Here is a 12,145-nt window from a genome sequence, read left to right as displayed (position 1 = left end):
AGATGAGTACAATGTACATATTTATCTTTCTTGGGTCATTGGTCGATGGTATTTAGTGGATTAATGCCATGTGTTCTCCTTCCGTCGATAAATTCTACAATACGATAACTGCTCTTACTTTTTTGTTATTTTTAAAGTTCAAAAAATTTGGAGCACCACCTATGAGCAATTACCATATTAAACACTTAGAAGAATATTTTCAAGTATATAGAAAATCGGTTCGAAACCCAGAAGGGTTTTGGGAAGAAATTGCAGAGGAACATTTTGTTTGGCGCAAAAAGTGGAATTCGGTATTGGACTGGGATTTCTCCAAGCCAGAAATTAAATGGTTTGATGGAGCAAAGCTCAATATCACGGAAAATTGTATTGATAGGCATTTGCATATCCGGGGAGACAAGACGGCAATTCTCTTTGAACCCAACGACCCAAAAGAAGAAGCGCAACATATCACATATAGAGCGTTACATGAGCGTGTTTGCAAGTTTGCCAATGTACTTAAGGACAATGGCATTCAAAAAGGGGATAGGGTGGTCATTTATCTTCCCATGATTCCAGAATTGGCAATTTCCGTTTTGGCCTGTGCCCGAATCGGAGCTATTCATTCTGTGGTTTTTGCAGGATTTTCTTCCACCGCATTGGCAACACGTATTGTTGATTGCGAAGCTAAAATGGTATTGACTTCGGATGGATCTTTTAGGGGGAGTAAAACAATCGATTTAAAAGGCATTGTGGATGAAGCTTTGACCCAGTGCCCTGATGTAAAAACTGTTTTGGTGGCTAAACGTACTGGTTCCGATATTCATATGGAAAAGGGCAGAGATAAGTGGTTACAACCTCTATTGGATAAGGCGTACTCAGATTTCACCCCTGAAATTATGGATGCGGAAGATCCATTGTTTATTTTATATACTTCCGGGTCAACCGGACGCCCAAAAGGGATGATGCATACCACGGCGGGGTATATGGTCTACACAGCCTATACTTTCAAAAATGTATTTCAATATCGTGAAGATGATGTGTATTGGTGTACCGCTGATATTGGCTGGATTACCGGCCATTCCTATATTGTATATGGCCCGTTAGCTAATGGAGCCACCACAATAATGTTTGAAGGTGTTCCTTCTTATCCAGATTTTGGACGCTTTTGGGATATTGTTCAGAAACATAAAGTAACACAATTCTATACTGCCCCTACTGCTATTAGGGCACTGGCTAAAGAGAATTTGGATTTTGTAACCAATCACGATCTTTCAAGTTTAAAAGTATTGGGTACAGTAGGAGAACCCATTAATGAGGAAGCATGGCATTGGTACAATGATCATGTAGGGGAGAAGAAATGCCCCATTGTAGATACGTGGTGGCAAACCGAAACGGGTGGGATTTTAATCTCTCCCATTCCCTTTTCCACACCCACCAAACCCACTTATGCCACCTTGCCCATGCCGGGTATTCAGCCCGCGTTGATGGATGAAAATGGAGTAGAAATTACAGGAAATCAGGTTGATGGTCGTTTGTGTGTGAAATTCCCATGGCCATCTATAGCACGATCCATTTGGGGTGATCATCAACGCTATAAAGACACTTATTTTTCGGCTTTTGAGGGTAAATATTTCACTGGCGATGGCGCACTACGCGATGAGGTAGGGTATTATAGAATCACCGGTAGGGTAGATGATGTGATTATTGTTTCTGGTCATAATCTGGGCACTGCTCCTATTGAAGATGCTATTAATGAACATCCGGCTGTTGCAGAATCTGCCATTGTAGGTTTCCCACATGATATTAAAGGAAATGCACTCTACGGCTATGTTATTCTTAAGGCAACAGGGGAATCCAGGGATCGTGATAATTTAAAAAAGGAAATCAATCAGGTGATTACGGAGCATATTGGCCCCATTGCCAAACTGGACAAAATTCAATTTGTACCCGGACTTCCCAAAACCCGAAGCGGAAAGATTATGCGTCGTATTCTCAGAAAAATTGCTTCTAATGACACCGACAATCTAGGTGATATTTCAACATTATTGAATCCAGAAGTGGTGGAGAAAATAATGTCGGAGAGTCTATAGCGTTTACAGGTTTGGTTGAAATATTACTTCTCGTAAAAGGGATGTTCCTTCCTATTGAAATTTAAAATTGTAGGTCAATGAAACCAATGGGCTGTTTAGCAATGTTATTTCATAAGCCCCTAAAGGGCTACCTTTAAAAATCTCTGCATTTTCAGAAAAATCCACACGTTGCGAGTAGAACGTATTTATCGGATTTTTTCTTCCATAAACATTATAAATGGTAAATGTCCAATCGTTTTCCCATCGTTTATTTCTCTTACTCTTGCTAAAATGAACATTCCATGAAAAATCCAATCGATGATATAGGGGAAGCCGTGCATTGTTTCTTTCCAAGAAAATTGGTGCGGCTATACCATCTACATCGACTGTGGCATTGGGTGCGGTAAAAGGTCTTCCCGTTTGCGCTGTAAAATTAAAGCTTACAGTATTGTACCTATCATTTTCAAAATTGATGGTACCATTAAAGACATGAGGTCTATCATAGTCAGATGCAAACCAATTATTGTTGTTGATCCTATCTGCCAAACGTTCGTTTACAGATCTTAATAAACTTCTTGACCAAGTATAGTTAAACCATCCGTTTACACTTCCTCTGGGTTTTCTAAAACCAAGCTCAATACCATACGCTTGTCCTTCACCTTGAACAATATCCTGTTCCACGAACTCCTCAAGAAAAAAATCGGCGCCCGGTTTATAGGTGAGGACATTTCTTGTATCCCTATAATATCCTTCGAGGCTCATTTCAATAGCATTATTATTAAAATTTTGATAGACGCCAAATCCATAGGTATCCCCAATTTGAGGTTTTATATTGGGATCAGCAACCTTCCACCTTGAGGTAGGTAATGGTGTAGTGCTGTTGTAGATGTTTTGAAGGTACTGGTTTACTCTGGCATAGCTTGCCTTTAAAGAGGTATTTTTATCCAAAGAAAAAGAAATTCCCATCCGTGGTTCCAAACCAGTATAGCTTTGGACAACTTTTCCTTTCTCGAAAACTTCTGTATTGGTAATGGAGCCATCCATCTCGTCAAAGGTGGCAAGGGTATACGGGCCTAAGAGCGTAAAATGGTTATATCTTAAACCACCAGAAAGCGAAAAGGCGTTGGTCGGCTTCCAATTAAAATTGGCATACCCAGACAGTTCGTAGCTTGTTTCTTTATTCAGGCTTACTGCGGAAATATCTATTGCCGTACCAGGGTTTAAACTCCCTGGGGAGATTTTGTATTGATTTGCTTGCACCCCAATATAATAATCCAACTCAGTATCCACTTTCTTCGAAAACTCAGAAATAAAACTCAGATAGTTGATTGCAGATTCGAACTCAATTTCATTATCACCTTCAATTTCTGGAAATATAATTTTTGGAGTGTAGTCGCTACCCACCAATATCGTTTTAATTGTAGCATTATCAGTAAAAGAATGTGTCCATTTTAAGGTGCCGTTCAAGGTGCTAAAATCATATTGATTACTTTCCGCGCTTACATTTTCTATTTGGGAAATAAGATCTAATTGATAAAAATCCTTGCTATAGAAACCCGTAAAGAATATTTGGTCATTTTCCGTAGGTAGGTAAACCAATTTTATAGTTCCATCTGTAAATCTAGCTTTCGTATTTTTTAAACGCTCGGAAAAAAGTGGGAGTAAAAAATCGGTAAAACCTCCTCGAACCCCGGCTTGGAGCATCAATTTATCTTTTATTAAAGGTGTCTCAACGGACAATCTACTGGATAATAATCCCAAACCACCCTCTAACTTGAATTTATCAACATACGGATTTTTCACTTTGATATCCAAAACCGAAGCAACACGACCCCCATAGCGGGACGGAATATTAGCTCTATATAAGTCTACTGATGACACAGCATCAGGTGTGAAAACCGAAATAAGGCCAAACAAATGTGTAGGATTAAAAATAGGGGCATACTCATACAACAAAAGATTTTGGTCCAAAGACCCTCCTCTAACGGAAAGTCCATTACTTACATCACCAGCATTATTTACCCCGGCAACCAACGTCATGCTTTTGAGTACATCAAATTCCCCTAAAGCCATGGGCAGCTTTTTTAATTCTGGCGCTTTTAATTGTACTACACCCATTTGGGGCGATTCTATATTATCATTGACCTTTTTGGCTTTGACCACTACTTCTGAAAGTTGCTGTTCTTGCTCGGACAAACGTATTTGCAAAAGAACTTCACGATTCAATATAATCTGTTGTGCATACTCTTTATACCCAATATTGCTTACCACTATGGTATAGGTATCCCGAGGAAGTTCTAGGGTTAAAAATCCACTGCTATCAGTAATCCCTCCACAAGAACAAGGAGTAATGGAAATTTGGGCATTTTCGATACCCGCACCATTTTCATCCGTAATTTCAAACGACAGTCTGTACTGAGGTGTTTGTGCGATTAAGGTGCCACTGAACGTGGCAAAAAGAAAAACACATATACAGGTAACTGTTTTCATATGGAGTTTTATTCTTCCCATGCATCTGGTTCAATAGCTGTCATAAATCGGGTTTCGGAACAACTCGTGCTGGTTACTATTGGAACGGAACAGGGCGGCGCCTCACCGGTACATTGCGCAGGATCGCATAATATAAAACAAGATTCCAATTCAAGAGGTCTAGTAACTTCTATAGGAGGTTCTTCGATATCTTCCCTATCAATAAAAATAGATATCGTGGTAGTGGCAGCAGCCGTGAATCGCCCTAACACAAATTCATTGTCATCTTGGGCATTGAACATATTACCCACTAGAGCGGCCGGAGGTGGAGCGTTAAGTCCGCCATTGTTGTCCACAATATCTTTGAGCACCTTATAATACTCATAAGCCTCAGGGGATAGGGAAAACTGTTGTAGTTCTACTACAATATTCTCTTTTGAATATAGCAGCACATCTGCTACGGGCAGTGCAGTGATTTGAAGACCATTGGTGAATTCATCCGAAAAAATCTTGATGTTTTCATTATATCGTTTTTGCCAACAATCCTGCTCGCACAAATAATCAGCGGTGTAATCCAGACCAAATACAGCATTTTCTTGACACTCCCCGTTTCTTAAAATGCCATTCGTGCAGCTTTTACAGATCATTAGACTTTCAAACGAAGTAAAGCGCCAGAAGTAATAATTGTCCTTATCCGCAGGGTCTTCCAAGTCTATGGATATAAAATGGCCTGGAAGAAACTCATCTTTACTGTCCCTAAAGATCAGTTCGGGGTTATAGGTAGCGCGGATATCTGCAATAGCAACGGGCTCCGAAATCCGTTCAGGTGAAGACCGATACTCCGTGCCATCTGGCAGAAAAATGGAAAGCTCCCAGACGCTTCCTTCCTCAGCAGCAAAATCAGATGGTGGAACATAGGTGTTTTCTTGGGATATTAGGGAAACTTCTAAATTGGTTTCTACATTCCGATATTTGACTTCGGCATCGTTTAAAAAATTAAATCTCAGCCTGTCAAAATCCAAGACCGATTCCGATACGGTAACAAAAGAAGAACCCAAGGTTGTTGACAAAAAAGCATCTACATAAATCAACCCTTCTTCGTTTTCGAAAATGGGTTCTACAGGGTCAACACACCCCATATGGAAAATTATAAGACTATAACATAACAACCCTCTCCAATAGCAAAAGCATTTTTTTTTAATAAACTTGGGCATATTGGTTTCTTTTCTGCACTTATAAAGGTCGACAAAAAATTGATTCTAGTGGACGGCATGGATAAATGATTAAGTGCATATGTTGAGAAGATAAAGTTTTCACGTCCTCTTTTCTAATGCAATACAAAGAATCTATAGTTGAGAGTATTATGATCAGCAGAGCTGTAAGGATTAATGCCCTGTGCTATGAAATTACGCTATTTTAAAATGAAACCATAGTCAGTGGTAAATCCTTTAAATAGAAGGAACTATCTCAATGATTTCTAAAGAAAATAATGTCTAAAAAAACACAAAATGGCACTTTTATATGTGAGATTAGGGATTTAGAAATTAATAAAATAAGCCCTTGATTTTCAAGGGTTTATTTGTAGCGAGAGGGGGACTTGAACCCCCGACCTCAGGGTTATGAATCCTGCGCTCTAACCACCTGAGCTACCTCGCCATGGTGCGGTTAAACGGGTGCAAATATAAAGTTTAATTTTTGCTCAATCAAAATCCAAATTAATTTATTATTTGATATTTATTTTTATATCTTCCCACCTATATCAATTGTCGAAAGAAAAAACCGAGCATTATAATGAGTGATATGATTAAATTTGAAATAGAGTTTGTTATTCAAGCCTCTCCACAGTTGCTTTACCAATACATATCCACTCCTTCTGGTTTGTCTGAATGGTATGCGGACAACGTTAATTCCCGTAGTGAAATGTTCACCTTTATTTGGGATGGTGCTGAGGAAAATGCCAAAATGTTGAAAAAAAAGAGTGACGAATTTGTAAAATTTTCCTGGGAGGAAAATGATGATGATAGTTATTTTGAAATGCGCATCATTGTAGATGAGATTACCAAAGATGTCTCTTTGTTCATTACGGATTTTGCAGATGATGGCGAGGTGGATGAAGCAAAAATGCTTTGGGAAAATCAAGTATCGGATTTAAAACAAGTACTGGGTTCTAAATAGAAGGATTCTGAACTAAAACGTATATTTGGCCTTGATTTTTTCAAGGCTTTTTTTATGGTCAATTTTAATGGTAAACTTTATTCAAAAGGCGAGTCAATTCTTGGGCCCAACAACAGGGGATTAAAGTATGGTGACGCTCTTTTTGAAACAGCACGGTTTGTAAACGGAACCATCTTTTTTTGGGAAGACCATTATTTTAGATTAATGGCATCCATGCGTATTTTAAGAATGGAAATTCCAATGGAGTTTACTTTGGAATTTTTGGAAGAAGAAATTAAGAGAACTGTTTCTAAAAACAACCTTGAAGATAAAGCTGTTAGGGTTAGACTGACCATTTTTAGAAATGATGGAGGGATGTACAACCCTGTTACGAACGAAGTTTCATATGTTATTGATGTAAGCCCATTGGAATCTCCATATTATATAATCAATGATGGAGATTATGAAGTAGAACTGTTCAAAGATTATTTTGTAAACAAGGATATGTTATCCAACCTTAAAACGTCCAATAAAATACTTAATGTAGTTGCTAGTGTTTATGCAAAGGAAAATGGCTATGACAATTGCCTTCTTATTAACACTGACAAACAAGTTGTGGAGGTTATAAATGGAAATCTTTTTTTGGTGAAGGATGGTTTGGTTAAAACACCATCTTTAGATGATGGATGTTTGGATGGCATCATCAGAAAGAAACTAATAGAAATTATTGACTCCATAACCGATTTGGAAGTAATAGAAGAATCGATATCACCTTTTGAGCTTCAAAAAGCGGATGAGCTCTTTATTACCAATAGTATTACGGGGATTCAACCTATCAGCAAATACAGAAAAAAAATGTACGATAACATCGTTAGTAGGAGCCTACTCGGAAAACTGAATGCAAAAGCGCGATTGGGTTAACTTAATTAAGAGAAGGATTTTCAGGAGAGTTAGACCATAGCAAATAATCTCCGCCCAATTCTACCATTTTTTCTTTCCAAAAGGCATTGGAAGATTTTTCAAGAATGCTACTTTCATATTCATTCTGTACCACCACCCAGGATTTGGATGAAAGCTCTTGATCCAACTGACTGGAATCCCAGCCTGAATACCCTAAAAAGAAACGGATATCCTGCTCCGTAATGGTTTCGTTATTAATGAGCTCAACGGTTTTTTCAAAATTACCACCCCAAAAAATCCCGTCAGAAATTTCAATACTATCATCAATAAGGTGTGGAACCTTATGAATAAAATATAGATTGTCCTGCTCTACTGGGCCACCATTAAACACTTTAAAGGGGATTGTGATTTCAGTGATAAGATCGCATATGTTATAGTCCAGCGGCTTGTTCAAAATAAACCCAACAGATCCCTCATGGTTATGCTCTGCAAGCAACACCACCGATCTGTTGAAGGAAACATCACCTGTTAATGTGGGTTCCGCAACGAGTAGCTTTCCTTTTTTAGGCTCATGACCTACCATAGTGCGAGGTTCTTATTTCTAAATGTAATATAATATATGATAATTACAAAAAACAGCGATTGTCATAAAATAAAAAAGCGCTTCCTTTAAGGGAAGCGCTTCTGTATATCTTAAAACGTAACTGATTAGTTTACTGAACCGCTCAATTCTGCTCCTGCTTTGAACTTTACAACGTTCTTAGCTGCAATTTTGATAGTTTGTCCAGTTTGTGGATTTCTACCTTCTCTTGCATTTCTTCTGGATACTGACCAAGATCCAAAACCTACCAAAGAAACCCTGTTTCCTTTTTTAAGAGATCCCTCTACATTTCCTAGGAAAGATTCCAATGCTTTTTTGGCTGCTGCCTTAGTGATGCCAGCATCAGCTGCCATAGCATCGATTAATTCTGTTTTGTTCATAATGGAATTAAATTAATTGTTGTTAAAATAATTTTAATGCTAAACAAATTTATATGGATTTGCGTTTAACGCAAGTAAAACCAAGGGAAATAGGGCTTTTTGTTGATAACTTGAAACGTTTGTTGATAAAGTCGACTAAAAAAGCCCCTCTTTTGCTAGCCTAGTGGTAGTAAGGGCTTAGCGAAGATATGCAGTTTTGTCAAGATTTAAACCATTCAGAGCCTCAGTCACTTCCATTTTTCGTTTTCCCGATAATTGAATTTCTAAAAGTTGAAGATAGCCACCCTTAACAGCAACTTTTAATGTACGTTTATCCACGAATAATTTACCAAAAGGATGTTTATGATCTCCCTTTTCCATGCTACTTCTATAAATTTTTAGGGCCTCTTCCTTGTTATTATTCACTAGCATGGTCCAAGCTGTTGGGTACGGACTTAATCCCCTAATATGATTGTGTATCGTGTTCAAAGGCGTATTCCAATCTATTCTACAAGTTTCTTTATGAATTTTGTGTGCAGGCTTTAAATCGTTAAAATGTTTTTGTTCAGTTGTACTAACAGTCTTGTTGGCAATTTGATTACATGTTTCTACCACTAAATTAGCTCCAAGCTCCATTAGACGATTATGTAAGCTGCCCATATTATCGTCCTCAAGTATTTCTTCCTTTTCCTGAAGAATAATGTTACCCGTATCAATTTTATCGTCAATAAAGAAAGTCGTTACCCCCGTTTCGGTTTCTCCATTAATTAGGGCCCAATTTATAGGCGCCGCACCACGATATTGGGGAAGGAGGGAAGCATGTAAGTTAAAAGTACCGTATTCTGGCATTTGCCAAACCACTTTAGGCAACATTCGGAAAGCTACCACAACAAATAAATTAGCATCCAAACGTTTTAAGTCCTGCAAAAAAACCTCATCCTTTAGGTTTGTAGGTTGTAATACCTTTAATTGTTGTTCTTTGGCAAACAGTTTAACAGCAGACTCCTTAAGTTTTCGACCTCTTCCAGCTGGCCTGTCAGGCGCGGTTATTACCCCAACTACATTATAACCTGCTTCTAAAATAGCCTTCAGGCTACCCACTGCAAAGTCTGGGGTGCCCATAAAGACAATGCCTAATGAATTTTTACTTGATTTTATACTCATTCCTTAGATTCAAAATAATCACTTCATCTTCCAGAAGTTCTTGTAGGTTTTCCAATAACACTTTTTCTTCTATACCACTTGATACTTCCAATTGCCTAGATGTTTGTGAACGAATTTTTAAAAGGGCAACTATATTATTTTTTAAATCGGTTGGGGTCGAGGCATCCTTTTTTGTGCAAATATCGCAAGTACCGCATTTTTCTGGAGTCTTTTCCCCAAAATAATTCAATAGGAAAACACTACGACATTCTGAGGTGTTCTTAACGTAATCAAGCATAGAAGACATATTGTTCTCTTTGACCGCATTAAAATCCTTTATTTTATGGGAGAAGCGGTTGATGGTGCGATCATCTTCCCTTGGAACCAAAAAGGTGATTTCTAAATCACTGGAACTACTTTTGTAGGTTGCAATACCGTCATCATGCAATTGTTTCAGAATTTTTTTGATTTCCTTCTCTGTTTTGCCTATTTTTTTCGATAGAAGATTCAGGTTTATTTTTGTTTCATAATCCGTAATCCCTCCATAAGTCCTTAAAATAGTTTGAATAATAGGGGCACTCTTGCGATGTGTATTTAAGTATTCAAAAATGCCGCTTTTTGATGCTACAAAGTGCAAGGAGGTCTTTTCATTATAATTTTCGGAGAGAGACAATACAGAGTTCTGATCTAAAACTCGCAATGCATTGTAGGCCATGTTGGGCGCAAAGTTATATCGTCTGCAAAATTTATCGAATTTTAAAGAGAGCGTTTCCTGCACAGATTCACCATATGAAACTTGAAAATAATTGTTTAGCTGTACATACAAATGCTTCACAAAAGCAACGTCTGGAAGTGCAGATAAAAATTGTTGCCTTGCCAAGTGTTCATCTTCTGCAGTGGCAAGCAGAATTGCTGTAGATTGCTTTCCATCTCTCCCGGCTCTTCCGGCTTCCTGAAAATAGCTTTCAATGCTATCAGGAATTTGATAGTGGACTACCAACCTTACATCTGGTTTGTCAACACCCATTCCAAAGGCATTGGTAGCCACTATGGTTGTAACATTTCCATTTAACCAGAGTGCTAATTTATCTTGCTTCTCCACTTTGGAAATGCCTCCATGAAAATAGGTGGCTTTAAAACCATTTTTATTTAAGAATTCGGAAAGGGCAAGCGTCATTTTTCTTGAGCGCACATAAACAATGGAACTGCCTGGAACTAAACCGATGTATTTTTTTAGTTGGTAGAGTTTATCCTCTGTTTGTTTCACCTTAAATAAGATGTTTGAGCGGGAAAAGGAATCTTTGAAAACTTGGACTTGGTCAAGTTTTAGGTTTTCTACAATATCATTAACAACTTTAGGGGTTGCCGTTGCCGTAAGGGCAATCATAGGTGCATTTGGAGCAAATTCCTTTAATATACTACAGTCCAGATAAGCAGGTCTAAAATCGTTACCCCATTGCGAGATACAATGCGCCTCATCGATAGCGACGAGGTTTATGTTCATTTCTCTAAGCCTTTCTTGAACAATGGTCTGTTGCAGTCGTTCAGGGGATAGGTAGAGAAATTTGTAATTACCATAAAGGCAGTTGTCTAAAAGGTCATTCAACTCTTCAAAAGGGATACCACCTGTTAAGGCAATAGCCTTAATCCCCTTATTTTTTAATTGATTTACCTGATCTTGAATCAATGCAACCAAAGGTGAAACTACAATGCAAATGCCTTCTTGTGCCAATGCTGGGACTTGATAGCAAATGGATTTTCCACCACCAGTAGGCATTAATGCCAAGACATCTTTTTTTGAGATGACGGCATTAATTATTTGCTCTTGGGAGCCTCTAAAACCACTATGGCCCCAGTATTCTTTTAAGATTGCTTTGGTTTGTTTTTGCACTAAGCTTGATTAAGGGTTGCCAAAACGAAAGCAATTCGCTCTGAAACCGTATTTTTTGGCACTAGAATAGGATTGTATCCGAATCTAATGTAGGTGTTGATGAGGGCATCATGTATTTTCTCTGCTTCTTCAAAGGTTTCCAGCCGTTCATTATCAGAAATATAAATTTCCTTCCAAGGTGGGGCAATGAAGATTGCATCGTACCGATTTTCTTTGCAGGGAACTATAAATTCATTATCATATTCTTGTTCAAAGAAATCCATATAGGCAAGCACGTCAGGAATTCCCCTATCAAAAAAACTAACAGGAACATCCATATCCATGGCTTTTTTAAAATGCAGAGTCCTTCTAGAAAGTAAATCTTTGTTGAACTGTAGTGCATCATCAACAAAAACCAAGGGATTGGACACAAAATTATCTGAAGCCCCTTCCTTTTTGGCCTTGGAGGTCATATCTCGTATAATTTCATGAAAACAATGAAATCCTTCATTCTCCAATCCATTGATTATTGATGTCTTTCCTGTTCCAGGTGCACCGGTAATGACTACTTTGTTCGTATTCAAATACAAATATTTATAAA

At 38.1% G+C, this 12,145-nt stretch carries 10 protein-coding genes and 1 tRNA gene; 3 read left to right on the top strand and 8 right to left on the bottom strand.

Features of this window, described 5'->3' with window-relative positions; translation table 11 throughout:
- Positions 1-161 precede the first annotated feature (161 nt).
- Positions 162-2,069, top strand: coding sequence for an acetate--CoA ligase (acs, locus tag FVB32_RS15370; RefSeq protein ID WP_147744711.1), 1,908 nt, complete (start codon positions 162-164; stop codon positions 2,067-2,069).
- 51 nt (positions 2,070-2,120) lie between these two features.
- Here acs and FVB32_RS15365 read toward each other — a convergent pair whose 3' ends face one another.
- The 3 genes from FVB32_RS15365 to FVB32_RS15355 all read right to left on the bottom strand — a co-directional run bounded on the left by FVB32_RS15365 (position 2,121) and on the right by FVB32_RS15355 (position 6,173).
- A complete protein-coding gene (locus tag FVB32_RS15365) occupies positions 2,121-4,559 on the bottom strand; it encodes a TonB-dependent receptor (protein ID WP_222707969.1) in 2,439 nt (812 codons plus the stop codon).
- Positions 4,547-5,656 (bottom strand): DUF4249 domain-containing protein, encoded by a 1,110-nt coding sequence (locus tag FVB32_RS15360; protein ID WP_187269595.1) that lies wholly within the window; start codon positions 5,654-5,656, stop codon positions 4,547-4,549. The genes FVB32_RS15365 and FVB32_RS15360 overlap by 13 nt, the downstream gene beginning before the upstream one ends.
- Positions 5,657-6,099: 443 nt before the next feature.
- Positions 6,100-6,173: transfer RNA gene (locus tag FVB32_RS15355), tRNA-Met, on the bottom strand.
- Positions 6,174-6,308: 135 nt separating this feature from the next.
- On the opposite strand from FVB32_RS15355, the gene FVB32_RS15350 reads away from it, so the two are divergent.
- Together FVB32_RS15350 and FVB32_RS15345 are read left to right on the top strand one after the other, a co-directional pair.
- Positions 6,309-6,692 (top strand): START-like domain-containing protein, encoded by a 384-nt coding sequence (locus FVB32_RS15350; protein ID WP_147744709.1) that lies wholly within the window; start codon positions 6,309-6,311, stop codon positions 6,690-6,692.
- A 54-nt stretch (positions 6,693-6,746) separates the two neighbouring features.
- Positions 6,747-7,592 (top strand): aminotransferase class IV, encoded by an 846-nt coding sequence (locus tag FVB32_RS15345; protein ID WP_147744708.1) that lies wholly within the window; start codon positions 6,747-6,749, stop codon positions 7,590-7,592.
- Position 7,593: 1 nt separating this feature from the next.
- Here FVB32_RS15345 and FVB32_RS15340 read toward each other — a convergent pair whose 3' ends face one another.
- The 5 genes from FVB32_RS15340 to FVB32_RS15320 form a co-directional block, all read right to left on the bottom strand.
- Positions 7,594-8,154, bottom strand: coding sequence for a YqgE/AlgH family protein (locus FVB32_RS15340; RefSeq protein ID WP_147744707.1), 561 nt, complete (start codon positions 8,152-8,154; stop codon positions 7,594-7,596).
- 125 nt (positions 8,155-8,279) lie between these two features.
- Complete coding sequence (locus FVB32_RS15335) at positions 8,280-8,552, bottom strand: HU family DNA-binding protein (protein ID WP_073176939.1); 273 nt, start codon at positions 8,550-8,552, stop codon at positions 8,280-8,282.
- 177 nt (positions 8,553-8,729) lie between these two features.
- The gene (gene fmt / locus FVB32_RS15330) at positions 8,730-9,695 is read right to left on the bottom strand and encodes a methionyl-tRNA formyltransferase (protein WP_147744706.1); all 966 of its coding nucleotides are present in this window, start codon (positions 9,693-9,695) and stop codon (positions 8,730-8,732) included.
- Positions 9,676-11,565: a RecQ family ATP-dependent DNA helicase gene (locus tag FVB32_RS15325; protein WP_147744705.1), complete on the bottom strand. Its 1,890-nt coding sequence runs from the start codon at positions 11,563-11,565 to the stop codon at positions 9,676-9,678. The genes fmt and FVB32_RS15325 overlap by 20 nt, the downstream gene beginning before the upstream one ends.
- Positions 11,565-12,128 carry an AAA family ATPase gene (locus FVB32_RS15320; protein WP_147744704.1) on the bottom strand — a complete coding sequence of 188 codons (564 nt, stop codon included), beginning with the start codon at positions 12,126-12,128 and terminating at the stop codon, positions 11,565-11,567. The genes FVB32_RS15325 and FVB32_RS15320 overlap by 1 nt, the downstream gene beginning before the upstream one ends.
- Positions 12,129-12,145: the final 17 nt, after the last annotated feature.

It is taken from the genome of Flagellimonas hymeniacidonis (genome assembly GCF_008040165.1).
Classification (GTDB): Bacteria; Bacteroidota; Bacteroidia; order Flavobacteriales; family Flavobacteriaceae; genus Flagellimonas; species Flagellimonas hymeniacidonis.
The sequence above is the reverse complement of the archived record's forward strand: the minus strand, read 5'-3'. Positions and strand labels throughout refer to the sequence as shown.

Coding starts and splice junctions, on each gene's coding strand:
- acs (WP_147744711.1), top strand. CDS start 162: ATGAGCAATTACCATATTAAACACTTAGAAGAATATTTTCAAGTATAT.
- FVB32_RS15365 (WP_222707969.1), bottom strand. CDS start 4,559: ATGGGAAGAATAAAACTCCATATGAAAACAGTTACCTGTATATGTGTT.
- FVB32_RS15360 (WP_187269595.1), bottom strand. CDS start 5,656: ATGGGGTGTGTTGACCCTGTAGAACCCATTTTCGAAAACGAAGAAGGG.
- FVB32_RS15350 (WP_147744709.1), top strand. CDS start 6,309: ATGAGTGATATGATTAAATTTGAAATAGAGTTTGTTATTCAAGCCTCT.
- FVB32_RS15345 (WP_147744708.1), top strand. CDS start 6,747: ATGGTCAATTTTAATGGTAAACTTTATTCAAAAGGCGAGTCAATTCTT.
- FVB32_RS15340 (WP_147744707.1), bottom strand. CDS start 8,154: ATGGTAGGTCATGAGCCTAAAAAAGGAAAGCTACTCGTTGCGGAACCC.
- FVB32_RS15335 (WP_073176939.1), bottom strand. CDS start 8,552: ATGAACAAAACAGAATTAATCGATGCTATGGCAGCTGATGCTGGCATC.
- fmt (WP_147744706.1), bottom strand. CDS start 9,695: ATGAGTATAAAATCAAGTAAAAATTCATTAGGCATTGTCTTTATGGGC.